20 protein-coding genes and 2 pseudogenes are annotated in these 25,581 nt (G+C 53.7%); 1 reads left to right on the top strand and 21 read right to left on the bottom strand.

Features of this window, described 5'->3' with window-relative positions; all coding sequences use genetic code 11:
• Nucleotide 1: 1 nt before the first annotated feature.
• On the bottom strand, nucleotides 2-1,570 hold the full coding sequence (locus U9M73_RS03865) for an extracellular solute-binding protein (RefSeq protein WP_323076368.1): 1,569 nt from the start codon (nucleotides 1,568-1,570) through the stop codon (nucleotides 2-4).
• Between the two features lie 44 nt (nucleotides 1,571-1,614).
• Nucleotides 1,615-2,204: pseudogene (locus U9M73_RS22145) on the bottom strand (pyridoxamine 5'-phosphate oxidase family protein).
• Between the two features lie 612 nt (nucleotides 2,205-2,816).
• Between U9M73_RS22145 and U9M73_RS03850 the strand changes: the two are divergent.
• Nucleotides 2,817-5,108, top strand: a complete 2,292-nt coding sequence (locus U9M73_RS03850) for an Ig-like domain-containing protein (protein ID WP_323076365.1) — start codon at nucleotides 2,817-2,819, stop codon at nucleotides 5,106-5,108.
• Nucleotides 5,109-5,121: 13 nt separating this feature from the next.
• Here U9M73_RS03850 and U9M73_RS03845 read toward each other — a convergent pair whose 3' ends face one another.
• From U9M73_RS03845 to helD, 19 genes and pseudogenes are all read right to left on the bottom strand, one after another.
• Nucleotides 5,122-6,111, bottom strand: a complete 990-nt coding sequence (locus tag U9M73_RS03845) for a dihydrodipicolinate synthase family protein (RefSeq protein ID WP_323076363.1) — start codon at nucleotides 6,109-6,111, stop codon at nucleotides 5,122-5,124.
• Nucleotides 6,095-7,405, bottom strand: coding sequence for a hypothetical protein (locus tag U9M73_RS03840; protein ID WP_323076362.1), 1,311 nt, complete (start codon nucleotides 7,403-7,405; stop codon nucleotides 6,095-6,097). Before U9M73_RS03840 ends, U9M73_RS03845 begins: the two co-directional genes overlap by 17 nt.
• Before the next feature lie 89 nt (nucleotides 7,406-7,494).
• Entirely contained in the window at nucleotides 7,495-8,817 is a 1,323-nt protein-coding gene (locus U9M73_RS03835; protein WP_323076359.1) for a helix-turn-helix domain-containing protein, read from the bottom strand.
• Nucleotides 8,814-9,650 carry a sugar phosphate isomerase/epimerase family protein gene (locus U9M73_RS03830; protein ID WP_323076358.1) on the bottom strand — a complete coding sequence of 279 codons (837 nt, stop codon included), beginning with the start codon at nucleotides 9,648-9,650 and terminating at the stop codon, nucleotides 8,814-8,816. Before U9M73_RS03830 ends, U9M73_RS03835 begins: the two co-directional genes overlap by 4 nt.
• Nucleotides 9,640-10,632 (bottom strand): Gfo/Idh/MocA family protein, encoded by a 993-nt coding sequence (locus U9M73_RS03825; protein ID WP_260071279.1) that lies wholly within the window; start codon nucleotides 10,630-10,632, stop codon nucleotides 9,640-9,642. The genes U9M73_RS03830 and U9M73_RS03825 overlap by 11 nt, the downstream gene beginning before the upstream one ends.
• Before the next feature lie 49 nt (nucleotides 10,633-10,681).
• A complete protein-coding gene (locus U9M73_RS03820; protein WP_260071280.1) occupies nucleotides 10,682-11,497 on the bottom strand; it encodes a carbohydrate ABC transporter permease in 816 nt (271 codons plus the stop codon).
• Entirely contained in the window at nucleotides 11,494-12,471 is a 978-nt protein-coding gene (locus U9M73_RS03815; protein ID WP_407673879.1) for a carbohydrate ABC transporter permease, read from the bottom strand. Before U9M73_RS03815 ends, U9M73_RS03820 begins: the two co-directional genes overlap by 4 nt.
• Nucleotides 12,472-12,503: 32 nt before the next feature.
• Nucleotides 12,504-13,886, bottom strand: a complete 1,383-nt coding sequence (locus U9M73_RS03810) for an ABC transporter substrate-binding protein (protein WP_260071282.1) — start codon at nucleotides 13,884-13,886, stop codon at nucleotides 12,504-12,506.
• Nucleotides 13,887-14,024: 138 nt separating this feature from the next.
• Nucleotides 14,025-16,094, bottom strand: coding sequence for an alginate lyase family protein (locus U9M73_RS03805; protein ID WP_323076357.1), 2,070 nt, complete (start codon nucleotides 16,092-16,094; stop codon nucleotides 14,025-14,027).
• Nucleotides 16,095-16,164: 70 nt separating this feature from the next.
• Nucleotides 16,165-17,241 (bottom strand): dihydrodipicolinate synthase family protein, encoded by a 1,077-nt coding sequence (locus U9M73_RS03800; RefSeq protein WP_323076356.1) that lies wholly within the window; start codon nucleotides 17,239-17,241, stop codon nucleotides 16,165-16,167.
• Nucleotides 17,241-18,257, bottom strand: coding sequence for an NAD-dependent epimerase/dehydratase family protein (locus tag U9M73_RS03795; RefSeq protein ID WP_260071285.1), 1,017 nt, complete (start codon nucleotides 18,255-18,257; stop codon nucleotides 17,241-17,243). The genes U9M73_RS03800 and U9M73_RS03795 overlap by 1 nt, the downstream gene beginning before the upstream one ends.
• Nucleotides 18,258-18,307: 50 nt before the next feature.
• On the bottom strand, nucleotides 18,308-18,973 hold the full coding sequence (locus U9M73_RS03790; RefSeq protein ID WP_323079057.1) for an ATP-binding protein: 666 nt from the start codon (nucleotides 18,971-18,973) through the stop codon (nucleotides 18,308-18,310).
• 162 nt (nucleotides 18,974-19,135) lie between these two features.
• Nucleotides 19,136-19,303, bottom strand: a pseudogene (locus tag U9M73_RS03785) (GNAT family N-acetyltransferase); the annotation flags it as partial.
• A gap of 179 nt (nucleotides 19,304-19,482) precedes the next feature.
• Nucleotides 19,483-20,025 (bottom strand): histidine phosphatase family protein, encoded by a 543-nt coding sequence (locus tag U9M73_RS03780; RefSeq protein ID WP_260071287.1) that lies wholly within the window; start codon nucleotides 20,023-20,025, stop codon nucleotides 19,483-19,485.
• The gene (locus tag U9M73_RS03775) at nucleotides 20,022-20,573 is read right to left on the bottom strand and encodes a GNAT family N-acetyltransferase (RefSeq protein ID WP_323076355.1); all 552 of its coding nucleotides are present in this window, start codon (nucleotides 20,571-20,573) and stop codon (nucleotides 20,022-20,024) included. Before U9M73_RS03775 ends, U9M73_RS03780 begins: the two co-directional genes overlap by 4 nt.
• 115 nt (nucleotides 20,574-20,688) lie before the next feature.
• Nucleotides 20,689-21,234 (bottom strand): GNAT family N-acetyltransferase, encoded by a 546-nt coding sequence (locus U9M73_RS03770; RefSeq protein WP_260071289.1) that lies wholly within the window; start codon nucleotides 21,232-21,234, stop codon nucleotides 20,689-20,691.
• Nucleotides 21,235-21,654: 420 nt separating this feature from the next.
• Nucleotides 21,655-21,918, bottom strand: coding sequence for a helix-turn-helix domain-containing protein (locus tag U9M73_RS03765; RefSeq protein ID WP_323076353.1), 264 nt, complete (start codon nucleotides 21,916-21,918; stop codon nucleotides 21,655-21,657).
• Nucleotides 21,919-21,933: 15 nt separating this feature from the next.
• The gene (locus U9M73_RS03760) at nucleotides 21,934-22,941 is read right to left on the bottom strand and encodes a GPP34 family phosphoprotein (RefSeq protein ID WP_323076352.1); all 1,008 of its coding nucleotides are present in this window, start codon (nucleotides 22,939-22,941) and stop codon (nucleotides 21,934-21,936) included.
• Nucleotides 22,942-23,122: 181 nt separating this feature from the next.
• Nucleotides 23,123-25,498: an RNA polymerase recycling motor HelD gene (gene helD, locus U9M73_RS03755; protein WP_323076351.1), complete on the bottom strand. Its 2,376-nt coding sequence runs from the start codon at nucleotides 25,496-25,498 to the stop codon at nucleotides 23,123-23,125.
• Nucleotides 25,499-25,581: the final 83 nt, after the last annotated feature.

Raw genomic sequence — 25,581 nt, 5'->3', positions numbered from 1 at the left:
CTTATCTCCTGTTCTCGCTTTCGTACCAGCGATTCACTTCTTTCGTAATTTCACTCCCTCCTGCCGCCTTCCACTGCTCGACATACCGGTCGAACGCATCCAACGGTTCGATGCCTAAAATAATTTTGACAAATACGTCCCCCAATCGATTTAGATTTTCGTTGTATTTTCCCATGGCTGGGGTCGGAATTCCGTAAAACGCGTTCGGCATAATATTGCGGTGGATGGTCTGGATATTGTTATACAAGTTAAAATCCCCCAGAGAATCCAGCCGCTGCTTAAACAACGTCTCATCGGGAACGTCCACCAAGGACTGATAGATCCCGCGGTACAGACTCTCGTCATGCAGAGCGAAGTCCGTCACAATCCGATCCCCTTCCCGCCGCCAAATTTCATTCTCAAAGCCAAGCTTCAACGTTTTATAATCGCTGGCGATAAAGTCCAGCAGTTGAATGACCTCAGCCGCATGCGGCGAACTGGCAGGGATCACGTTGTATCCACGGATGACATCGATCCCGTATACCCCTTTGTCCCCCTTTGGTCCTGTCGGATATTCTAAGGGAATCCAGCGGGCGTTCGGGTCGCGTTTCATATTGGCCGCAATCGGGCCGCGTGTATCGTACCAGGTTGCGGAGAACAGCCCCACCTTCCCGTACTCGATCTTCTCAGACAGGTTCGTCTGAAGGTTTAACGGAAACTCCCGTTCCAGCAATCCTTCTTGATACAACCGGGCCAGAAAGCCAAGCGCTTCCTTCGTTTCCGGCAGGATACTGCCATATACTAACCGTCCGTCCCGTTCAAACCAGGTATCCAGCTGCGTTCCGAAGGCGCCAAAAAACGGTGAGGACCGTCCAAGGTTGGCCGTGAACGTCAAACCCACGGTATCCTGCAGACCGTTGCCGTCCGGGTCGTCCTGAGCAAAGGCACGAATCACCTCGTAATACTCATCCAGCGAGTTCGGCGGATCCAGGCCCAGCCGGTCCAACCAATCTTTTCGCGCGTACATCAATTCGATGCCCGTCACTTCATTTAAGCTGGGAACGGCATAAATTTTGCCGCCGTATTTCACTCTGTCCCATACTTCAGAGGGGATTTTCGCTTTCAGGTGGGGGCCGTACTGATCAATAAGATCATCCAATGGCAGGAGCGCCCCTTGCTTGACATAATTGTCGAACCATACAGGCTCATAGGCGTGCAGCATGTCGGGGAGATTCCCCGAGGACATGATGACATCCAATTTCTCATCATAGACCTCGGTGGGGGGCGTATTGACCTGGACGTCCAGGCCGGTTTGCTCTTCGATATAGTTCAAATAGCGGTTATCGTTCTCGTCCATGCCTTCGGGGAAGGTCATGCCGAGGTTGGAGATGACGATGCTAACCACAGGACGATCCCGCCCATCGCCAGACGGAGAGGGGCTTTCAGAAAGATCGGTGAATCTACACCCCGTTACACTAATGGACAGCACAATGGATAAAGGAAGCAAGCAAGCGGCCCAACGGCAGGGACGGATTCGTGATCTTGTTGTTTTCGATTTCCCTTTCCATGTATCGGTCTGATTCATCGACATGTCATTACCGCTCCCTTCATCTGGTTCGTGAAAGCATGACTTGATCAATACAACCGGTTCTTATAGCTGTCCTGCAACGATTGTTCAATTTCCTGTTGCGATTTGCCCAGCTTCTTCGTATGTTCAGCCAGAATCGCTGCCGGGTTTGGCAAAGCAGCCTTCAATAACCAGGTGTTTGTCTCCCATACCTGCGATCTCATGAATGCTTTGGCACAATGGATGTAACATTCCTCGACCTGCACGCCAATTCCAAGTAACGGCACCTTGTTTTTGGCTTTCATTCGCTCCATCAGCTTCGGATCCTTGACGATGCATGCACGTCCATTAATGCGCAACGTTTCTTTCAACCCGGGGATGACAAAGATCAGCCCAATCTGCGGGTTTTCCAAAATATTGCCCAAAGAGTCAAACCGTTTGTACCCGGCCGTTCAGGAATGACCAAATGCTGGTCGTCCAAGACCAATACGAAGCCAGCCTCATCCCCTCGCGGAGAAACATCGCAATTGCCCGCAGCATCACTCGTCGCCATAAATAGCAATGGGGACTTTGAGATAAAATCGCGGATATGATCATCTAAGCGCGGGACCGCTTTATGGTTTACCAGTTCATTAGGGTACCCGCATAGCGCATGGATTCCTGTTTGGAGCGGATGGTTTCTTGAAGTATCGTTGGATTCATTGGTGTCCGCCCTGTTCTGCAAACCCTGGGCTTGTTTTCTCTTAACGAAATTATACACACTCTCGTGCGGAGAAATTGTCGAATGTTGAAAATTAATCTTTTTAAGGTAAATCATTTTAGTTCATGTTAGATTCGGGAGGAATAGATCAATCCTTTATTAGGAGGGAACATCATGGAGTCTAAAGTTGAAAAGCTCCCCCGGTATCGCATCGTTCGGTCCCGGAAACGTTCAAGTGATGGAGCAGATCGTTGGGGCGTGGAGTGGAACTTGCTAAATCATTTACTTCTCCTAAAATATAGCACCTCCTTAATCTGTGTGAGTTTTTTTCTATTCTTCGTTTTTGCTTATTTTTAGGAGAATCAAAGAATAGCAAGCGAATTGAAATTACTAATCATGAAGCGCCTCGTGAATAGAGGCGTTTTTCTGTTCTTCTGCGGTAACCTCCCTGTTGTGAACTGGACAAGCCTTCTTTTTCGGACGATTTACGGAACTATTCACTTATTTGTAAAGCGTTTACAATGGTAAAAAATGTCTCATCATTTTAAAGAAGGAAGTGAGGAGATCAAGATGTTTGCGTTATTTGCTAAGCAAAAAAGGTTTGTTAAGCTGTTCGCCGCTCTTTGCATCGCTTCTCTACTTCCGCTTTATCCGCTTGGCTCCCTACCAACGGTCTCAGCTGCTTCCCTCGTAACGATTGACACCCCTGCCCACGGAGATGAAGTGGAAGTAGGAACGCTCACCGTATCAGGCCAATACACGGAGGCGTACAACATCGTCCTGATCGTCAATGGCACCGATCAACTGCCAACCCGGATCAACAGCGAACAAGGCGAGGCCTCGGGCGTATGGGTTGCTGAACTGGATACCAGCCGGTATGATGGCGAGATTACGTTGCTGGCCAGAGGGACCCAAAGCACAACCCGATACGGGGTATCGAGTCAGCCCATTACAGTCCACGTCGATAATCCCCAGATCGCAAAACCTCACGTCACGATCACGAACCCGCTTGACGGGGCGAAGCTGAAAGGAAACTCCACCTCAATTCAAGTCAGCGTCAATTCCAGAAACCGCATCCGATCGGTTGAAGTGAGGATGAACGGCGGAGTCTGGCAACCCGCGAAAAAGACCGGAAACGTCTACAAATATGTCTGGAATACGAAAGGGCTCGGCGACAAAACCTCCAGTCTGGAAGCCCGAGCTACCGACGAATATGGCAATATCGGCCGCAGTATGACCGTCTATGCCTCCACAGGCAAAGGAACCCACGAGCCAATCACGTTGGAAAGACAAGATCGAGCGATGTGGATCTGGGAAAAAGCTGCCTACAACCTCTTTCTGAACCCCGGCTCCCGATCCGCGCTCAAAGCCCTTGCCGACGACACGGCGACGTTTGATTCCGACCCCATCACAACCTTCTATATCGGCGTGTTCCCTTACGGCGGGGTGGATATCCTTGAAGAGTCCCCCGACAAGGTACGCGATTTTGTACGCTGGGCCCATGATAACGGCTATCAGGTGCACGCCTGCATCGCCGGCGGCACGACGCCGCCCTACATGGGAGCTTTGTCGCCGTTTCATGAACATGCCGTACGAGAAATTGAGAAAATCATCAATTACAATATCGCTGCTGCGCCAGAAGAACGCTTTGATGGCGTTAACGTAGATATCGAACCGTACATCCTGCCGGAGTTTAATGCGGAGAAGCCTTCCGTTCAACTGCAATACCTGGATGTGCTGCAAAAAATGATCGATCGCCGGAACACCGCCGGCATTGGCCTGCCCTTTGGCCCGGCGATTCCCCGCTGGTTTGACAGCAGCGAAGGCACCAAAGAGATTACATGGAACGGGCAAACCAAATGGCTCTCCGAGCATGTTCAGGATCTCAGCGATTATATCTCGATTATGGACTATCGCGACGTAGCGGATGGCGGAGTCGGCATCATTGCCCAAGCGCAAGGCGAGCTCAGCTACGCCAATGCCATCGGCAAGCCCAATTCGGTGGTCATTGGCGTGGAAACGCTGGATATCGCAAACAGCGGTGATCCGGAAACGATCACGTTCCGCGAAGAAGGGCGCACGTATATGGAGGCCGAGCTGGATAAGGTGTATGCGGCGTTCCAGGACGATCCCGCCTTCGCCGGCATCGCCATGCATCACTACGACTCGATCCGCTGGCTGCCATCCATCTGGGGCCCGGGCGGCTACCTGTGGCGCGTGGATCCCGCAGATACGGAGCCGCCTTCTGCCCTGCCGGGTCCGCCGCTGGTCACAAGCATTGACGACCACACGATACAATTAAGCTACGGGCGGGCGACGGACAATTCCGACATCGAGCATTATTTGATTTATCGCGGAACGGAACCGGACTTTACGCCGGATGAGGCCCATGTGGCCGGAAGCTCCCGCAATTTGACGTATATGGACACGGGGTTGCTGCCGAATACAACTTATTACTATAAGGTCGCGTCCGCGGACATCAGCGGCAATATCGGGCCGGCCACCACGCCGGCGGTATCCGCCACGACGGCAGCCTCCTATACCGATCTGCGGCCGATGATCGTTGGCGGAATGAACGTGACCTATGACGGCACACGGGCCGTCGTCCAACTGCAAGTTGTCGATCTGGAAACCGGCGAAGGCGTGCCTGCCACGGTTTACGGACGGTTTACGCAGAGCGGAGGCCGCTACATCGAAATGGTGACCGATGCGGACGGCATCGCCAGCGGTTCGTCCGAGGCGCTGTCCTTCCCGTCCGGGGAAGTTGGGTTTCTGCCGCAGCGGATCGTGGCCCCCGGCTACTACTGGGCGTCGGCCTATGACCTAGACCGCTACATCACCGCCGTTTGGCCGCAGGACTAACCGCAGGCATGGTTTAATACAACCGATACCTTTGAATGGCCCGGTGAAGAGAGGTGATCTCTTGCCGGGTCATCTCGTATCCGGCGAGGTCATTTGCCGCCTCCTCCGGGATCACACCGGACAATACGAGACACCAAAGCATGCGCAAAATATACTTATCCATCGGGCGGAAAAACGTTCGTTCCGCATAGCCGTCCACCCGGGCGGATAACTCCATAAACCGCTCGAAGTCCCCCGATGCATACGCCTGCATCAAATCATGCTGGATGTTCGGATATGCAGCACCCAACCCCACTAAAGCGCCGCGAGCCCCTCGCATCAAGGAGTAGCCAAACATCCGGTCCTCCCCTGTGAGCAGCAGCTGCTCCGGGAACTCTTCAGACATTAGCGCGGATACGTCCTGCAGCGTCATGACGCTGTCGAGCGTCGCCAGTTTGATTCCTGCCGTCATGTCCAGAGACAGCAAGGCCCGCAATACCTCAGCGGAATAGCCAATCCCCCCGGCCTCGTCATACAAATAAAATAAAATGAGCGGGACGCCTAACCTCGATAATTCGCGATGATATTCTACGATAGCTTCATCCTGTTCTGCGTCCGGGAGCTCCCGGAACAGCGAAGGCGGAAAAACAAGCAGCGCATCCGCTCCCCCCTGGATCGCATCGGCTGCCATGGCCAAGCTGTCCTGCTGCCATTGGCTGATCTTCGCAGAGCCCAGCCGCCGGGGATCGGGAAGCGCGCCAACGCCGGCAACCAGCAGCTTAGACGCTCCAAGCGCGGATTTCCACTGCTTCAACACCGCCATTCGCTCGAAACGTTCCATATGTAAGCCGCGTCCTGTATGTGCCCAAACGGCCACCCCGGCAATCGATTGCTCCGCAAGATACCCGGCGTAAGCTTCCTGCGCCTGCAGGTGAATTCGCCCCTCGCGGTTTCGCGGCACCGGAACGGCGGGTATAATCCCCCATTCCAGGGCTTGTCTAACCTCATTAACATTGGCGTTCATGAATCATCCCCCTTAGGAAGAAATCACGTCCCTGTTTTTGATACCAGGTGGTCACGTCGCGGAAAGCAGCGATTCCTTCCCGATATCCGATCTCCCCGGTCTCTCTTAAATGAAGCATCCAAGTCACCAACCCGTTCTCCGGATGAAAATACAGCTCATGCAACGCCCGCTGCGTCTTGCTGCCGCGGGTCATGCCATACGCGCTGGAGGGGAGTTGGAATAAGGTGTGCATCTGCAAGCTTGTCGCACCGCGCAGCGCGTATTCCAAGGCTATCTTCCCGGAGCGAACATCCCCTGTCCCCGAAATGACGGGAACCGGAGCTGATAGTTTTCCTTGCAGCTCCAGCCTGCGTAATCGGGATAGCATGCACAGATTCCGCCGGCTTAGATCGGGCCCGCCGTAGGCAGCCCCGCCTCCCCCGGAATCCAGACGCGTGCGGTCATATAATCGGTTGGCATAAATCAGGTAATCCGGCCGAGCCTCGCCTTCCTCAATCAACGTCCGGATCGTTTGAAGCTGGAAGTCATCATCAAACACCGTATTCATCAGCTTGATGCCCAGCAGAATTTCGCCCGGCGGCAAAGCCGATCGGATCAGCTTAGGCACCTCGCGATACCACCGCAGAATTGCCTCCTGCTGCATCGCCCGGTCCGAGCCGGCCAGGGTTGGGCTAAAATCTTTTTCCAATTGAAGCGGCCCCGCTTCTCCGGCTTGCTGCCATACCTGAGCCAAGCTCTGCGTCGTATAGCAATATTCCTCCAACGCGAAATCGTCGTCCCCTGCCGGCAAATGATATTTGCAGGAAGGCACGACAACGGTTCCCCATTCCCGTCCAATTTGCAGGGAGGCGGAGACAAAGCGCAAGTATTCTGCAAAAGTCCCATGCCAACCTCGTCCGTTCCAGGTCACGTTCCAACCGGTTTCGCCCGTTTCCTTCCCTACGATGGGCTCCACCTTCATCCGTGTATCCTTGATGGCCCAAGCCTCCATCGAACGCTGGCCTTGTCCGTTTTCCGCGATCACCGTCTTAAGGACGACAAACCCCAAGCCCGTCTGCGCATCGGTACGGACTTGGGAATCATTCAGCGACAGCTGACCGGCGGCTTTCCCAAACGGGTTCTTGATCGGGGCCGGTCCATAATTCGAGGATACGTCGATGCCATATTCCGCCAACAGGTATGCCTCAACCCGGTCCGGAAGACCGGTATGCCGGAACCGTTCGTAGTCGCGACGGATTCGCGCCTCATCGCTGAGACGGATGTTGGGCACGGCGGGCAGTATCAGGCGGTCCATCGGCTTCATCCCCTTTGCATCGTGTATATCCCCAATTGTATGCCGACCGAGCGCCCGTTTTATCCGTCGAAACACCTATTTTTGCCCCGTCAAAAAAATCCGTCGATATGCAGCGCATATATCTGCCTTGGGCGACCGCGGCCCACCGGCTGCTCCTCCCCAACGATCGTGGCCAGTTCGTATTTCTCCAGCGCGGCCATAATCCGCCGGGCACTGCGCAGCGTAATCCCAAACCCTTCGGCCAGCTGGGCGGCGGTTAAGGTGGAGCTGTCCAACCTTCGACACAGGGAAATCAAGCGGTTGAGCGTCCCGACACTTAACCCGGCCTTCTTGGCCATCGAGATCAGTTCGGGATCTTCGCTGCGCGCCGAATATTTTAGCGTCAGCTCCGACCCCATTGGCCCGTAGACCTGCCCGTCCTGCATCATCAGAAAGCAGTTACCGCCTCCGCTCGTTTTGGCTTTCAGGAGCGCCTCGCGGGCCTTCCCTTCCGCCTCATTTGCCGTTCGACCTAACCCGATCCCGATGCTCGCCTTCCACTGCAGCCGTTCCATCACTTCCAGCAGCAGCGGGGCCTGTTCAAATTTGCGGGTCACTTGTTCAATGATTCCGCGTGTTGTAATGAAGGAGACCTCATTGGAGTCCGTCCAATTAATCAAGGATTGGGTCTCTTCGCCAAAGTCGATCAGGATTTGCTGGAGGATGATTTTTTTGCGTTGAATTTCGTAATCGGAAGCCGCCTCCTTCACCACCCGCTCAAAGTGGTCGATACTCAAAATGCCAATGGCCATTTGGTTGCTGGATAACCGCAGGCTCTTCCCCTCAAGTAACGCCCGGTTCAAGGCGTCTCGAATCGCGGATTGCGTAGGGACGACGCGAAAGGCCGGAACGCCAAGCTCAACTAGCTGCTGGTATACCGAAGTGAGGCAAGTGACGGTGGCATGAACGAGTCCGCGGCTCCACAAATTATAGTGAAAGGCGACCAAATCTTCATGATGGATTCCGGTACTGTAGGGTTTGACATAAATTTTCCGATGCATCAGCCCCAGCTCGCCGAGCTGCTCTTCCAGTTCATGCAGTAAGAGCACGTCCGCACTGATGCGTATTTCCTCCTCCAAATCGAACAGGCGACTCCGATAAAAATCAAACAATACCTTATACAACGCCGTCCCGGAATATTGCACATGCAGCATCGGAACGCCAGGCTCACGATCCAGCGCCAGATGATAGGGGATCGGTCCCGTAAATAACAAGATGTCCGCCTGCTCCCGAACGCGGGCGACAACCCCTAACGTTTCCTGCTCATGCGAATAGGGAGTCGGGATCATCGTGAGCTCCTGAAACAAGCTACCCACTTCTACGACCTTATCCACCAGGTCGCTTGGACCGATTACCGCGACATTCAGATTCACGGACGTTTTGCACCTCCGCCGGAGAATTGATTTGCCACTTCGAGATAGGACAACCGCGTTAACTCCAAGACCTGATCGCCAAAATATTCAAACGAGACGAATCCGCCATACTCCAGCTCCACCAACTTTTGCAGAATTGTACGCTGGTCGCTGTCTCCCTGCAGCACGGGAACGGGAACGCTTTGAGCCCAGTCGTGGTGGTTCCATTTGTAGTTTTTGACATGAACGTGCGTGATTCGGGGATAGAACTTCAGCAACGCCGGTAACGGGTCCAGCTGATCCACGAAAAAATTAAACCCGTCGAAAATCAGCTCCACCGAGGGTCCCCCGAGCTCCAGCAGTGCTGCGAGGCTCTCCTCCGTATCAGCTAGCGTATTGTTGTGCATTTCGACGGCCAGGCGAATGCCAAACTGCGCGCAAACCTCCGACGCCGCACACAACCCGGATTGAACTTGCTCCCATAACGCAGAGTTCGCCTCACGGGAAGGCAGATGTCCGGCGAACGTGCGAACCCTTGGGCAGTCCAGCTCTGCCGCCCAGCGGGCTGCCCTTTGGATGTGCTGGAGATCCTGCTCCCAATCTTCTTTGCTTTTGGAAAAAGTAGCATACGTGCTGATCGCTGGCACAACAAGCTGGTGCTCTGTGAATTGCCGCCGCAGCTCAGCGGGCGAGCCGCCGCTGTCCAGATACGCCTCAAGATGGCCGTCCCACAGCTCAACGCCGTGAAGCTGCAACTGGGCAGCTGCTTCCAGCACCTTTTCGAGGATCATCCCTTTGAGTCCGGTGGAGCAGATACTGAATTTCATCGCGGGGGTTCTTGGGTTATTTAACAACCTGCTCCGCCCCCTCCTCCTGCGAACGGTACACCGCCTCCAGAACAGAAATCACGGACTTGGCGTATTCGCCGGAGCACTCCGGCTCGGTGTGATGCTCGATCGCATCCAGCAGATCATCAAGCTGTGCGGCAAAAGGTTCTTCGGCCTCTTGAGCCTGGAATTCCTCTGCCGGCTCGTATTGCCCATCACGGCTGATCCATAGTCCCTGGTGCGAAACCAACCTGGCCATTCCGCCGGTAAAAATCAGCTCCGTCTCATCTTTCGCCACACCGGGATAGCCGGATTGAACAATCACTGCACCGATGCCGCCTTCCGTTTCCGCCAGGACCACACCGCTGCCCTCCACATTACCGATCGGCGCTTCGTAGCTTAGGACCGCCTTAACCTTGGTCACCCGGCTGCCGGTGAGCCATTGGATTTTGTCGATCGAGTGGGCGCCCAAATTCATCAGGATGCCGCCGCCCGCCTTCTCCTTCTCCAGGAACCAACGCGGCCGGTCCTCTTCGAAGTAGGCTTTATGCCGGGTGTCGTGAATCGCCACCAGCTTGCCCAGCCGGCCGCTTCCGATTAAGGCTTTCGCTTGCCGGTTCTCCGGCAAATAATGCTGCGTGTGCCCGACCATCAATGTGACGCCCGCTTCCCTCACCGCGTTCAGAATGACGTCGCAGGACGCCGAGCTTAAAGCCATCGGCTTCTCCAGCAGCAGATGGCTGCCGTTTGCCGCGCAGAAGACGGCACATTCCTCGTGCAGATGGTGCGGCAACGCAATAATGGCGATGTCCGGCTGTTCCTGAATGATCATCTCCCGATAGTCGTCGTACCATCTCAAGCCATATTCCGTAGCCACCACCCGCCCCTTCGCCTCATCCGGCTCCGCCACCGCCACCGCGGTCAGCCGCTCCGGCCCCAACTGCCGGATCGCGTCCAAATGATGGCGCGAAATGCCGCCAGCCCCGATCAATGCAACCCGGTAACGCATAAGCTCCCTCCTTTTCCGTGAATTGCTGCCTTGGCAGAAATCCGCTGCCTTATTTAATACCCGCGGAATTGCTCCCTTGCACAAAATACTTCTCCGCAAACAAGAACACGAGCAGGATCGGAATCAGACTCATCAACGCGGCGGCGACCATATATTGTTCATTACCCGACCATTGGCCGGCCATAGACAAGATGCCAATCGGCAGCGTAAAGTTTTCCTTCGAGGTTAAGAAGATGGCGGGGGACAAAATCTCGTTCCATTTTGTCATAAATGTAAATACCGCCAGCGTCGCGAAGGTAGGCTTACACATCGGTATAAAGATCCGCCAATAAATCTGCATCGGATTGCAGCCGTCCAGCCGGGCCGACTCCTCATAATCCCGGGGGATGCCCAGAAAGGCTTGCCGCATCAGAAAAATACCAAACGGCTGAGCCAACCATTCGATGAGCCAGAGCGGCGTCAACGTGTCGAGCAAGTGCAGCGACTTGAAGATCACGAATTGCGGAATGATCAGTACGACCGGCGGAATCATCATCGTACCGAGAACGACGAGGAACAGGGTGTTTTTGAACGGAAACTTGAGCCGGGCAAACGCAAACGCCACCATGGAGCAGGAAATCAATGCGCCAATCACCGACAGCACCGTGATGATGACACTGTTCATCGTATACTGGCCAAACGAACCGAGCTTCCACACTTCGGCATAATTGCTCCACTGCACCGGCGAAGGCAGCCATTCCGGCGGAAATTTGGTGTATTGGGCATAGCTTTTCAAGGAGTTAAACACCGTTGTGAGAAAAGGCAAAAACATAATCAGCGAGCTGCAAATGATGACGATGTAACCGGCGATTTTTTTCTTCTTCATTCGTAATGCACCCACTTTTTCTGCAGCGTCATTTGGACGACCGTCAGCAAGAACAGGATCACGAACAGCACCCAGGCGATGGCGGAAGCATACCCCATGCGCAGGAACGAGAAGCCCTCCTGATACAAGTAAATCATCAGCACCAGGCTCGCTTTGTTAGGCCCGCCTGCGGACGAAGCGTCCATCGCCCCGCCGGTCATGACGTAGATTTGCTCAAACGCCTGGAACGTTGAGATCGTACTCATGATCAGCACAAGGAAGGTGGTGCTCGAAATGAGCGGTACCGTAATCCGGCGAAACTTCTGGATCGTCCCCGCACCGTCGATTTCAGCCGCCTCGTATACCTCGGAGGAGACGTTTTGCAGTCCGGCCAAATAGATCACCATAATGTACCCGATGCCCTTCCACACCGCGATGAGCACGAGCAGCGGAATGACGAGATGTTCGTCCTGGAGCCATTTTTGCGGACTTAGGCCGATCGATTGCAGCAGTGAATTGGCAAACCCAAACCGCGGGTTGAACACCGCATCCGATACGTACATAATGACCGTCCAGGAGGAGATGACCGGCAAAAAATGCGCCAGCCGGAACAGCTTTAATGCCCGCAGCTTCTGGTTTAACGCCACCGCCAGGACGAGGGCGAAAAAGGTTTGCAGCGGCACGAACAAGATCGTGAAATAGACGGTGTTCCACAGCGCTTTCCAGAAAACCGGCTCGTTCAGCAGTTTGGTGTAGTTGTCCAATCCGGTCCATTTCGGCGGATTCAGGATGTCATACTCGGAGAAGCTGAAATACAAGGAGGCCAGCAGCGAACCTAGTACAAACACGAGAAAATGAATGATATAGGGGGTCACCATCAGGAGCCCCCATTTGCCGTCGTTATGCAAGCGACTTCGTCTTCGGCGAATCGGAGGAGACTCGACCTGAGTCACGTCTCCCGTCCGAAGTTCCACCGATTTTTCAACCATGTTCATCACGCTTTCTTATCGAAATGTACAACCCGGCCTTATTTCTTATAAAATTCGTCCAGCACCTGCTGCACATCCTTATCCGACTGAGTTAACGCCTCGTCGACGCTGATCTCGCCTTCGAAAGCCCGGTTGATGCTGTCTCCAAACTTGCCGACCCATTCGCTCCAGACCGCGTTGACGTCCAGCGTTCCGGCGAATTCGAAGCTGTCCAGGAACGCCTGCTTGTTGTCGGGCTTACCGCTTAAGAATTGCTCAGAGTTGGCCACCGATTTTTTCACCGGCACCGCTTCGCCTAAGCTGGCCCATTCTTTTTGTACGTCGTCTTCGGTCGCCCAATATTTCACCCATTCCCAGGCTGCCTCGCCCTTGGCGCCTTCCGCCTTCTTATTGATGACCCAGGAGTTGGCGATTACCGGGGAGAACCGCTTGCCTTCCGGACCCTTAGGCAGCAAGGTCACGTCGTAATTAAGCCCTGCCGCGTTGGCGTCGATCGTGCGGGCGTAAATCCCGATGCGCATCGCTGCCGCTTTGCTTGGGAAGGGGGCCATGTTGCTCTGGAAGCTTTTTAAATCGGAAGGGGTTGTTAACAGCTCACGCTGCATGCCGTCTACGATCCATTCCATCGCTTGCTTGTTCTCCGGGGTATTGATGATCGACTTCGTCAACGTTTCGTCCAACACGCCGCCGCCGTACGATTTCAGCACCGTCATCCAGCCTTCTGTTATGCTGAAGAACGTTAGGCCGTATTGCGTCACTTTGTTTTTGTCAAAAGCGGGATCGGTCGCATACACGCCGCTCGAATCCTTGGTCAGCTTCTCAGCCGCTGCTTTGAGATCGTCCCAGGTCCAGTCTTCGGTTGGGTACTCCACTTTTGCTTCATCGAACATGTCCTTGTTATAGTAGAGAACCGCGATTTGAATGCCCTGCGGGACGCCCCAATATTTCCCGTTCGCGTCCTTGTTGAAGTCAAGTCCGTAATAGTCGTCCTTCTGCAAATCCCGTTCAATCCATTCGGTTAAGTCCTTTAACACGCCACGCTCTGCGTATTTCGGGACAAGCACGCCGTCGGACAACCAAAGGTCGGGCGCGCTTTCGGCAGCGATTTGCGTATCGAGCTTCTGGAAGAACTGATTATACGGTGAAGACTCCGTCTTGATCTTAATATTCGGATGCTTCTCCTGAAACTTGGCGATCAGCTCCTGCATCTTGGCATCGGTTTGCGCCGAGGAATAATAGCCGAGTCTCAGCTCCACCGGTTTGTCGGCCGCCTCCTGCGGTTGATTTTGCGGTTGTCCCTCACCGCCGCCATTGCTGGACGGAGCCCCGTTCCCTCCTCCGGAACAAGCCGATACGACCAACATGAACGTCAATATGACGATAGCCCCTATGCCTTTCCGCTTTCTACCCAGACGTCCCATTTCCATCCCCCTTGCTTATTCCACCCCGTGTAAGCTTTTTCAAGAAGGTCGATGAGAGTGGTGTTGTGGTTATCTTCAAAGTAATGGACGCCGAATTAGAGTTCAACGTCCTTAAATCGCCCCAAAATCGCATGCACGCTAGACGTTAACGATATACGATTCAATGGGGGATGCTGCCGCGTTAGATCGGCGTACCAGCAGCACATCGCCGCTGAGGTGAACGCCGGCAAATTGATAACTTCGAGGACCCTGGTGCGAAAATAACACCGCATCCTCCCCGCCGCCATGCGTAATCGACAGGGCCGTTGCCAACTCCTTTGGAACGGTATTACCGTAGCTGTCCCGTACGTCCAGCAGACGGATGACCGGCGGTACCTCGCTCTGCCGCTGGGCAGGGTATAACACCGTAACAAACTGCGTCAACCCTTGGCCAGATTGGCGAAGGATCACTCTGCAGGACGGAGTTCTTTCGTTATAGTTACGGGAAATCCAGCTGGGTTCCACGTCGATCTTCACCGGGTGAACCGGTAAAATTCGCAGCACGGGTCCCTCGCCATCGCCAGCGTCTCCGATGACGAGATGGCCATCGGCTTGAAACCGCACTTCAAGCCCTTCGGCCAAATGAAAGGGTAGCGCATACGCATGCTCCGCGTCTCCATGGGAACGGCAGGTGTCGACGACAACCCAATAATCCGGCTTGACGAACAGGATTTGCCGCAGCACTTGAACCGGACGGGACAAGCGCCAATAGCCGTCATGGCCCCCTTGGGCATAATCGTATTCCGGAGCGGTCCGCCATACGCGGCCCAGCGAACGGGCGACGTTGTTCCACTTCCAGGAATCCACATAGTCCGAAATCGTCTGCCCGTCGACAGAGACCGTATTATGCTGGAGCGATTCCTTAAAATACTGACGATCCCGGTTCTCCATATAGGTGCAACGCCCCGGATCAACCAGAAACTCGCGGCCGTAAGCAAATAGGCTGATGTGCAGGGCATCGTCATGACCGTGGGCCCGAATCACATCCATATGCCCGTTATCAAACCAAAGGTAACGGGCCGCCCGATGCCAATCGCTGCGCATGAAGGCATACCCGCTTTGCGCCAGCTCCTTGGAGACGAAATCCGGCGCTTTAGCTTCAAGTTGCTCGTAAAGCTCGAACCCTTTTTGCGTGAAATACCAGATCCCTTCGTAATCCAGCACAGCGTAAGCTTGCGACTTCAAATCCCCCCGTCGGTACAGCACCGCCCCTCGCGCCAGTACATCGCGGATATCCGTACTGTCGCTGTCGCTAAAATTCGGCTGGCGTCCATCCGGCTGAACGATCGTCAGCGAGGCGGTGTACATACGGTTTAAGGTATCGCGCAGGACAGAAGGTAACGTAATGCCGTTAAGCTCCGCAAGCCACGCCGATTCAAATAAGCAATGCAGCACCTCATGGTGGTACATGCTGCTTTGTTCATTTTGCAGGCCGTCGTCATAGACTTGGAGCGGACACATTTCAGCCAGTCGTTCAATCGCTGTTTGCAGCCAGTTTGCTGCTTCCTCCAGTTCAGGGAACAAGAGCGCCAGTTGAAATAGGCCATTCGTTTCGAGAAAGCCCCAGTTGCTTTGCCGGTCATGCGGCGTATAAGCGATGTTCAGATACATCCCGTGACGTCGGACCGCTTCGAGGAATAACGCTTCCTCTTCCTCCCCCCAATGCTTCGAACCGCGCACACAATAATAGCCCTTGAGCCAATGCGTGATCCGGATGCCGCTGTCCAGCTTCCGCCAAGTGTCCTTGACGTTATAGCTTCGACCGGCGCTCTCCCGCACTTCCGCTTCCGTTAGCGGGTTCTGCGTCATCCAATCCTTCAACAGCCGAATATACGCCAGAGCGTACGATTCATCGCCGGTTAACCAATACGCTTGCCCCAGCTCGCCCATGTACCTCGCGCGGTTCAGCATCACCAGCCATTCCAAATCCTCGTTATGCCGGTAATACCAATTGATCCCGTTCTCGAAGGTAACTTCCTCTTCGCAGCGTTCCATATCCCAGCGATGGGTGAAAATAAACGTGTTCCGCGCAGCCAACCTGGCCCGGTGCAGCACCTGCTCCACTTCCTCCGGCCAATGCCTGCGGCAGGCATCCACGATAAATGTTCGATCCTCCTCATTCCAATAAAAACGCCGTGTTTCCAAGCTTCCTTGCTTCTTAAGCGCCATGGATTCTGCTTGCCTCCCTCATGTCTCCTCATTCGGCCAAGGGTTCCTGACCGCTCTCAAGCCACACACGTTAATGACCCAGCCATTGCTGCAACCCGGCTTGGACAAACTGATCATCATTAAGATCAGGATATGCGCGATAGACGCGATCAATTTCTTCAATTTGTCCCGGCGACAGCTCTTCCTCCGGATCGAGGCACCATCTCCCGTACAGCAAGCCTTGGCGCCGCAGCACTTCATGAATGCCGGGAAGACAGCCCTTAAACCCGTTCGCCGCATCAAAAAAAGCTGCATTCGCATCGGTAATTCGGATGCCGCGGGTTAGCAGCTCCGAAGGAATCGGGGCTCCGCTTTCACGGAGAGCGAGGATTTCCTCTAGCAGCTCCACCGCTTTGGACGTCCACACTGCCCAGTGACCCAGCAGGCCGCCAACGATTCGCTTCTCCACCGTTTGCCCCGCGGCGGTGCGGCATTGGTAGACCGTCAGCAAATCGGCAACGATGTTATCGTCATTCCCCGTATACAAGGCAATGTCGTCCCGGCGGCTGGATTCGCAAATCGCCCGTACCACATCCAGCGTTTGGTAACGGTTAAAGGGGGCGATTTTGATCGCCTTCACCCCCGGCAGCTCGGCCAGTTCGCGCCAAAACGCAAAGCTAAGCCGCCTTCCCCCCACGGCCGGCTGCAAATAGAAGCCGCAGACGGGAAGCACCTCCGAGATCGCTTCCGTACGGCGGAGCAGCTCGGCTTCGCTGTAGTCCGCCAGCCCGCCGTTGCTGACCAGCCCCAGGTCGTAGCCGAGCCCGGCGGCCAGCTCGGCTTCGCGAACGGCCTGGTCGGTTGGGCCGCAAATGCCCGCCACCTTGAGGAACGGGCGCTGAAGCCCGGCGGCATCCACCTCCTCGGCGGCCAGGCGGAGCACCGGTTCAAACAGGCCGATCTCAGGGTCGCGGATCTGGAATTGCGTCGAGTGGACACCGACCGCGATTCCGCCGCTGCCGGCGGCGATGTAATACCGCGTTAACGCGCGTTGCCGCCGCTCATCCAACCGGCGCGCCGCGTCCAGCGCCAGCGGGTGCGCGGGGATCACGGTTCCGCGATGCAGCAGCTGGTTCAGTTCAGGTTTCAACTGCGGTTGCTCGCCCATCAGAACACCCCTCCCCTTTCCTGAAAATGCGTAGGTTTGCCTAAAGTTGCGCCCCCGGCCTCAATCCACTCGACCGTCCAATGCATCATTTGTCTCAAGGAAACTAGCGGATACCCCCATAAAGCATGGGAGGTGGAGGCATTGCTCAATAATGCGGTCGGCTGTTCCTCCCCGGTGAATATCGGCTGGATCCCGAAGGCTTCGCCAAACCGTTCGGCCAGCCAACGGATCGATACGGTCTCCGGTCCGGTGACATTGATCGTCTTCGGCGGTGAAGCACAATGGAGCAGCGAGCGAATCGCCATTTCATTGGCGTCCCCCTGCCAAATGACGTTGACCATGCCCATATTCAGGTCGATGGGCTCCCGCTCCTTCACCGCTTTGGCGACCTCCAGCAAGATGCCGTAACGCATATCAATCGCATAATTCAGCCGGAAGTTGACCAGCGGAGTACCGTTTTTACGAGAAAAATACTCAAACACCCGCTCCCGCCCCAAGCAGGATTGCGCGTATTCACCAATCGGCGCAGGCGCGGTTTCTTCGGAAGCCCCGCCTTTCGTGATCTCCGTCAGCGGATAAATATTGCCGGACGAGAAAGCGACGATCCGCGACGCCTTAAACTTCTCCGCGACCCGCCCTGGCAAATAAGCGTTCATTGCCCAGGTATAATACTCGCGCCCGGTCGTTCCAAACTTATGGCCAGCCATGTAAATCACATTTGGCGCCTCCGGCAAGTGCGACATCGCGGTTTCATCCAGCAGGTCCGCTGAAATGGTGCGAATGCCGGCAGCCTCCAGCTCTTCCCGCAGCGTTCCTGAAGAAAACCGCGACACGCCGGTGACCTTCGTGGTCTTCCCTGCGGCGGCCAAGCCCCGGGCGAGCAGCTTCGCCAAGCTGGGGCCCATTTTTCCACCGACCCCAAGAATCAGCACATCGCCGTCCAGTTGGGCCAGATCCCGAATCAGCCGGTCTGAGGGCTCGCTTAACCGCTGCTCCAACTCCGATATCGTTTTCATTTTTCGTCACCTCTTCTATGCAAGGGATTCGCAAGACGGACTAAGAAGCCTTACTGTTTCCCCTTTATGGTAGAAGCGGGAGGAATTCCAGACAACGACCTTATATCGCCCCAAAAAAATCGGAACAGGAGGAAACCGGCCGTTGCCGATCCCCTCCTGTACTTTTGGGCTATAGCTTTTTGGGCAAACTCACTTCGTTCAATGTAATGAGTTTCTTGATCTGCGCAATGATTGCAGGGATGTCGCACGGATCCTTGATGACAAAGAAATAATCCGCTTCTTCTGGAGTCGGTCGATCCAGTTTTAAGCCTCTTTGTCGATCTAAGACTTCCTTGAAAACTAGATGCACTGCGAAAGATCGTTTTATTTCTCTGCGTCCTATTGATTCGTTCCTCTAACAAGTTCAAGGGCAGATCAAAGTAAACCAGAATACGCTTAAACCCCTTCTCCTGAAAAAAGCGAAGCACATCCCTTCGCGAGGGTTCATGCAGATTCGAATTGCTTAAAATGATGTGCATGGAACTATGATCTACCGCATACGTCACAATCGTGTTAGTGATGGAGAATTTTAACGTGTTTGGCCCTTCTGAGGGTCGCAGCTTCCGATAATGGGCGTTAATAAATGCTGCATGATTATCCTGATCAATGACGACTGCATCAGGCTCCATGGCGATTTCCAGCTCCGCGGCAAATGTCGTTTTTCCGCTATGCGTCATTCCGACCGTCATAATTACAAAGCGATTCATGAGTGCTGCTCAAACTCGCTTTTTAATACACTCATGAAAATGCTATAGTCCAAGTCCGAATCACGATATTGTCTAAAAACCACTTGCTTTCCGATGAGATGGGACATATTAATTCATCCTTTCCTTTCGAGGTCAATCAATGGCTTTAATAAACGCCACGATTCTGCCAGCTTCCCTAAATCCAATGCGTTGATGAAACGCTTGACTCCCGCGATTGTCCTGCTCCGTATCCGAGCCGATCTCCTTACAACCCAGCGATTTGGCCCAAGCTTCTCCCGCCTCTACCCGTTTTCTAGAGACGCCTTGGTTTCGGGTATATGCTTAAAAGGTTCTTCTCCTCAAAGTAAAATAGATCAGGCCTTCTTTTAATTCGCTTTCCGAACTGTTCCCCCTACTTTCACGACCTGATTGACGTTTCCACCGTTTAACATTTCTTCGTGTCCAGACAAGGCTTACACCTCCTTCGCTTCGTTGTCAGTCTAGATCCAGAAACGTTGGATATCCGTCCCCCCGCTGCTAGAGAATTCAAGCAGGTACACATCTGGATTCGTCAGCCGGCTCCATGCCTTGAACCCAAATGAACCAGTATAGTGTTTCAAGATTAAGGACATCAAATTCCCGTGGGTAACGACAGCCATATTCTCCTCTGGCCGTTGAATCAGGTCCTTGATGGCAGAGACTCCCCGGTTCATCGCCTCACGTGAAGATTCCCCTCCGGGCAGCTTCAAATCGAGATCGTCAAACGATTTACTTAAATGATCCATCCAGTCCGGCAATTCATGAGAAGCCAAAACTCGCTCACAGAGCCGATCATCCTGATAGATAGGTAAGCCCAATCGTTCTGCTAACGGTTGGATCGTGGAAACGGCTCGAAGATAAGGGCTGGTAACGATGCGGTCAATCGGTCTGTCATACAAAACATCAGCCAGTTGCTCCGCTTGCTGACGTCCCTCTTCTGTGAGTTCCGCCGAGGGCTCCTGCCCATTCGCTTTGCAATGCCTAATTAGATAAAAACGTTTCATCTCATCCCTCCGTTGTTGTTATTTCGCAGGATGGCCCATGTTAAAGCCTCAGGCACGCGATATACTTTGCTATAAATAAGCGCTCTGCACGCGAGGAACTCCTCTTGAGTGAGAGGTTTCGGGTAACTCATAATTTTCAGAGGAAGCTCGGCTCCACCGGACCGCAGCGGCGGCTGGACATAGCTGTAATCGTTGAGATGGAAGCCAAGCCGTTCGTAAAACCGGATCCGTCTGCAGGAGACGTTATTTTCCGGAAGTTCCACCTCTAATATGGTCAGTTTGTCAGAAGACTTCAAAAATGTATCTACCAACCTTTTCCCAATTCCCCCTCCTCTCACAGAGGGATCTACGGCAAGATGCTCAATAAATCGAAAGGTCGGAAATTCCCAAGCCGCCAAAAAAGCGATAATCTGTCCCTTCTCATCCGACTCGGTGATCAGCCGATATTCCGGATGCCACAACAACTCCATTTGCCCGGATTTGGTTCGATATTCGATCTCCGGAAAGGATGCGGACATGATCTCATATACACGCTCAAAATCATTCATTCTGCGAACAACACTTCCTCCTGGCTCATTTCTCAAAAAAGGCCTTTGGATAGTGGAGGTCCCCCTGAATCCGTTCAATTCGTTTGGACATCTCTAGGTTCTTCCGCTCTGATCATCATATGCCTGGATTCCACTCCTCTTTTAAGAGCCCGTAAATCACTTTATCGATGTAACGGTCAATGAACCATTCCGCTTGACGCAAAATCCCTTCCTGAACAAATCCGAGTCTTTCCGGGATTTTTCGACTTCTTGCATTGTCGGGGTGAACTCGAAGCTCGATTCGATGAAGTGCCAACTCTTCAAATATATACTTTATGACTTCACGGCACGATCGGATGATAATTCCTTTCCCTTCATATTCCTGCGCGAGGTAATACCCGATTTCGGTTGTTTGATCCTTCCGGTTGATTTGTACTAACCCAATGGCTCCGATTAATTGGTGCTCCTGCCAGATGCCGCACCAACCTCCATTCCCGGAGGCCTGTTTCTGTATCGTTCTAGCAATGAACGCTCTGGTATCGTTAACGGTATGGGTGTGATGAGGGAATTCAAGCCACTTGCCAAAATGATCCCGGTTCGATTGAATGAGCTTAAACAAAGCTTCGGAATGACTAAGCTCGAATAGTTCAATCCGAAGCTTCTCATCTACGTTTCTTCGCATGTAAATTCCCCCCTTAACATCGATCATACGATGAATTGACTCAGGTCATATTTCGCAATGCCCAATTCATTCACTAATTCGGATCTAGATTTCATATCTAGGGCTGGCGGGAAAGAAGTTAATGATTTGGTCACCTGAAGACCGCGCTTCATCCGCAGCATCCCCCTTTCTCATAATAGGATTCTCTGAAATTCCTGTAGAGGCTGGAGTCTTCCATAATTATACAACCGATCCTGAGGGGGCGATAGCAACGATTCTGTTATAGAAAAACGTTTATCGACGTACATTCAAAGTAGACAGACCGCGTTGATCGGAAGTTTTTCTTGCGATATCAGGATGCCAATGCCCCGAAGTGTATACTTTCTGATATCTAAAAAAAGAAAACCCCGCCATTCGCAGGGTCATTCTTATCATATGCTTCTAAGATTCCGTCATCAGCTTCGCCTTGACCTCCGGGATGGACATCCCCTCGGAACGCAGTTGCTTGATCCGAAGGATCCGCTCTACCGTCTCTTCCCGCCGGTACCGACGTGTCAGATTTTCCTCGGACTGCTCGAAGGGCAGCATCCCTTCCTCCGTGTAGAATTTCAACGTACTGTAACGGGTTGCCGTCAATCGGGCCAGTTCGCCAATTGTGACGAACTCCGAAGCTTGAATAGCTTCCATGGATCGTTGTCTGGACATGAGAGCAGAACTCCTTTAGATGGGCCGTTTCGGAAGCAGTCGTACCCCTTGGATGGGCACACGCACCCTCACAAAATGAGGGACTGCTTCATAAACCAAATTGTTAATTTTGATCATCGGGATCTCCCCATCCTTAAGCACGGTAAATACATGGCCCTGTTCCTCAAGCCGCTTCTTGACGGCTTCCAGGCGTTGCTTGGAGTCGGAGAACCACGCCTCCGTCTCAATAAAAACCGCTTGCGAGCGATCCAGCAACGGAAACAGAAACAGCAAGCCGGTGCCGGCCGTCGTGCGAATAAAGCTTCTTTTTATCCGCAAAGCATGTTTTATTCCTAATTCCCATCCCCGGTAGATTTGAAGCGGTAAGATGGTTTGGGCCAGCGAAGAGTTTGCGTTCAACTCGTTAATTCTTAACGCCACAAGATCCAGCTCATTCCGCGAAAAGAGATCCGGCAAACAGCCGCTTTCGCGCAGCAGCCACAACAGGCAAACCGCATCGTCGCTGATGGGCCCCTCCTCCAGAATCTCTGCCCGAAACTCCTCTGTAATCCTCGTATATTCATGAATCGGACAGCGGTATTCTTTCACCGAAACGCCTGCCGACTCGTAAAACATATCACACCCGAGCAAATTCGGAATCTCCTCCAACATGCCCAGATCGAAAAGGGTCTTAGCCATGACACGCTCAAAACGAGTCAATGTTCGCTTAGGCAGCGAAGAGGCTCGCTTCAACCACCACGTGAGCGAAAGTTGACGTCCACGCGCTTTTGATCGAACGGACTGCAAAATCAATTCCCGGTAAGCCAAGTCTACGTGCAAATTGTCCTTCCCCGGCACGGGTGCATCCTCGATGTTGCCATTCGCAGCGGCGATGCCGCCTTCCAAGTGCACCTCCAGGATGACCGCTGCCGCCATCGCACGGAGCGAGATTTTCTTCACGGTTGTCATCATGTTGCTTCGCTGTGCATTCAGCGCAATCATCGAGAAACGCTGGACCAAAGTAAGCTCCTTCGACTCTGCCATCGCTAAACTCCCCTCTCGTTCAGGAATCGATGAGATCCACCAACACGAACCACATTTCAAAGTTCCGAGATTTGACCATTCACTTACTACTTACTACTTACTACTTACTACTTCCAATATATTCCTCCTATAACGAGATGTCAATGGGATCACGCCTAATTCATCCTTGGCTTCTCCCGCCTTACTGCTCAACCAACACAAGCCCCTGGGTAATCGCCGGCTCCATAAACGGACTTGCTGCACCTACACTAAACAACTGCAAATGATGCATTGCCCGGGTGCACGCCGTATAAAACAATCTCCGCACGTTTTCCTCTCCATAACAGCTTGCCGAAGCATCGTAAAGGATCACCGCGTCGAACTCGATGCCTTTGGCTAAATAAGCAGGGATGACCACCACGCCTTGCTTGTATTCGACTGAATCACGGGTGACCAGCTTGAGCTCGGCGATTCGGTCTCCCCGCAAGTCCTCATAAGCGGCTGCACTCTCCGCTGCCGACCGGCAGATGATCGCGATCGTAGCTGCCCCTTGCTCTTTCAATTCAGCGACTCTGGCTTCAATACGCCGGTGCAACTCATCCGAATCAGCCACCTGCGTCAGCACCGGCAGCTCTCCGTTTCGGTCAAACGGTTCAATGTGTTCGCCGCCGGGGATTAAGCTCCGCGTAAACTCGACGATCGGCCGGGTCGACCGATAGCTTCGCCGCAACTGGATCGTCTCCGTTTGCTCTGGTCCATAGAGACGCAGCAATCCCTGGAAATCCGCCGTTTCAGCGGCATGAGCAAAGATCGCCTGATGAAAATCGCCGAGTACCGTCAGTTTCGCGGCCGGAAACAGTCTTTTGATAAACTCAAACTGAAGCAGGGAGTAATCCTGGGCCTCATCAATCAAGACATGGCGGATGGATACGTTCGCCTGGAACCCAAGAATCAGTTCATGCAGTAGCAAAAATGGTGTCGTATCCTCATAAAACAACTTGCCCTTATCGAGGCTCTGAACTGTGATGCGGCAGATCTCCGACCAGGCATCTCGAACCTCCGGCGTCTCCGTCTCCAGCCAAGCACCGGAATGAGTTGGATCTTCAAAGAGCTGCTTATACACCCCGGTCAGATCGATAAACCGCAGTTCCCGGATCTGTTCTCGGATCGGCTTCAGCTTTCTGCGCACGACCATACGTGCAAGCTCCCTCGCCAAGCGTTCGCCATCGATCTCCTCGTCGGAATCCTCGGTTAAGCCGTATTTTTTCCGAATCCGCTCATAGGCCCGTTCGTATTGTTCGTTACTGAGCAGCTCAATCGCGTCCTGCACCCAGGGCTTGCGGCGCTCCTGCTTCTCGATCTCGCCTATACGTTCATTCAGCCATGTCGTCAGCCGTTCGATCCGCCCGGACATTCTCAGGGACTCCTCCCCGCCGTAAAAACGCTCTGCCATTTCTTCCGCCGACACCAAGGTCTCCCCGCGGAATTGGATCGGCTGGAACTTCATGCCGCCTTGCTCCAAGGACGACCGGTAAGCCTGAATCGCCTCGAAGAAAGACACCGACGCCTTCAACCGGATTGCGGCCAATCGCGCCTGGTAATCCGGATCCTCCTTCGCCGTCAGCACGTATTCCAACTGCGCGTAAGCATCCTCGACCTCGAACATCTTGCTAAGCCGGTGATCCAGGTATTCCTGGAACGTCACCTGCTGCATATTTTCCTCTCCAAGCTCGGGAAGCACGCCGGATACGTAAGTCTGAAACATCGCATTGGGTGAAAATAACACGATCTGATCGGCCGTCATCCGTTCGCGGTATTTGTACAGCAAATACGCGATCCGCTGCAACGCCGCGGACGTTTTCCCGCTGCCGGCGGCGCCTTGCACGATCAGCAACCGGCCTTGATCATGCCGGATGATCCGGTTCTGCTCCTGCTGGATCGTAGCCACGATGCTGCGCATCTGCGTATTGGCCGTACGCCCGAGCACCTGCTGCAGCACCTCGTCCCCAATCGTCAGCGAGGTGTCAAACATCGATTCAATCCGTCCGCGGCGAATGAGATACTGCCATTTCCGCTTCAGTTCCCCGCGGATCGTCCCGCCGGGCGTATTATACTGGGCTGGACCCGGCCCGTAATCGTAATACACGCTGGAGATGGGAGCCCGCCAATCGTAGATTAGAAACTTCTCCCCGCTTGGATCCATTAAAGAAGATACGCCAATATAGACCCGTTCCGTCTCCGGCTCCCCTTCCTCCGCAAAATCGATCCGTCCGAAGTAGGGGTTCTCCTGCATCCGCAGCAGCGCCGCCCGGCGTTTGGAGGCTTGGCGATGGCTGCTTTGGCTTAATGACAATACTTCGGCCTGCTGGCGCAAGCTGATCACCGTTTCCAGAAAATCGTCGAAATTATCCACGTTCACCGTGACGTCCTCCCAGAAATGCTTGCGGAACTCGACAACCTCCTTTCTGCGGCGTGAGGTATCCTCCTCCAGTTCGCCAATGCTCTCTGCGAGGACTTCCATGACACGGTCCAACCGTTCCTGCTCCCGCTCCAGCTCTTGGTGAAGCTCCTTCTCCATAACCAGCACTCCTTTTTGTAAAAATGGGGGTTGACGCGGCGCTCTTTTTTCTGTAGAATAAAATTAGGGAAAATTTAAATTTA

Origin of the sequence: Paenibacillus phoenicis, assembly GCF_034718895.1 — a bacterium.
GTDB lineage: Bacteria > Bacillota > Bacilli > Paenibacillales > Paenibacillaceae > Fontibacillus > Fontibacillus phoenicis.
The sequence above is the reverse complement of the archived record's forward strand: the minus strand, read 5'-3'. Positions and strand labels throughout refer to the sequence as shown.

Excerpts from the sequence above, each read along its gene's own strand:
- U9M73_RS03865 (WP_323076368.1), bottom strand. The coding sequence starts at position 1,570 with ATGTCGATGAATCAGACCGATACATGGAAAGGGAAATCGAAAACAACA.
- U9M73_RS03850 (WP_323076365.1), top strand. The coding sequence starts at position 2,817 with ATGTTTGCGTTATTTGCTAAGCAAAAAAGGTTTGTTAAGCTGTTCGCC.
- U9M73_RS03845 (WP_323076363.1), bottom strand. The coding sequence starts at position 6,111 with ATGAACGCCAATGTTAATGAGGTTAGACAAGCCCTGGAATGGGGGATT.
- U9M73_RS03840 (WP_323076362.1), bottom strand. The coding sequence starts at position 7,405 with ATGGACCGCCTGATACTGCCCGCCGTGCCCAACATCCGTCTCAGCGAT.
- U9M73_RS03825 (WP_260071279.1), bottom strand. The coding sequence starts at position 10,632 with ATGCGTTACCGGGTTGCATTGATCGGGGCTGGCGGCATTTCGCGCCAT.
- U9M73_RS03820 (WP_260071280.1), bottom strand. The coding sequence starts at position 11,497 with ATGAAGAAGAAAAAAATCGCCGGTTACATCGTCATCATTTGCAGCTCG.
- U9M73_RS03815 (WP_407673879.1), bottom strand. The coding sequence starts at position 12,471 with ATGAACATGGTTGAAAAATCGGTGGAACTTCGGACGGGAGACGTGACT.
- U9M73_RS03810 (WP_260071282.1), bottom strand. The coding sequence starts at position 13,886 with ATGGGACGTCTGGGTAGAAAGCGGAAAGGCATAGGGGCTATCGTCATA.
- U9M73_RS03805 (WP_323076357.1), bottom strand. The coding sequence starts at position 16,094 with ATGGCGCTTAAGAAGCAAGGAAGCTTGGAAACACGGCGTTTTTATTGG.
- U9M73_RS03800 (WP_323076356.1), bottom strand. The coding sequence starts at position 17,241 with ATGGGCGAGCAACCGCAGTTGAAACCTGAACTGAACCAGCTGCTGCAT.
- U9M73_RS03795 (WP_260071285.1), bottom strand. The coding sequence starts at position 18,257 with ATGAAAACGATATCGGAGTTGGAGCAGCGGTTAAGCGAGCCCTCAGAC.
- U9M73_RS03790 (WP_323079057.1), bottom strand. The coding sequence starts at position 18,973 with ATGACGCATAGCGGAAAAACGACATTTGCCGCGGAGCTGGAAATCGCC.
- U9M73_RS03780 (WP_260071287.1), bottom strand. The coding sequence starts at position 20,025 with ATGAAACGTTTTTATCTAATTAGGCATTGCAAAGCGAATGGGCAGGAG.
- U9M73_RS03775 (WP_323076355.1), bottom strand. The coding sequence starts at position 20,573 with ATGAATGATTTTGAGCGTGTATATGAGATCATGTCCGCATCCTTTCCG.
- U9M73_RS03770 (WP_260071289.1), bottom strand. The coding sequence starts at position 21,234 with ATGCGAAGAAACGTAGATGAGAAGCTTCGGATTGAACTATTCGAGCTT.
- U9M73_RS03765 (WP_323076353.1), bottom strand. The coding sequence starts at position 21,918 with ATGTCCAGACAACGATCCATGGAAGCTATTCAAGCTTCGGAGTTCGTC.
- U9M73_RS03760 (WP_323076352.1), bottom strand. The coding sequence starts at position 22,941 with ATGGCAGAGTCGAAGGAGCTTACTTTGGTCCAGCGTTTCTCGATGATT.
- helD (WP_323076351.1), bottom strand. The coding sequence starts at position 25,498 with ATGGAGAAGGAGCTTCACCAAGAGCTGGAGCGGGAGCAGGAACGGTTG.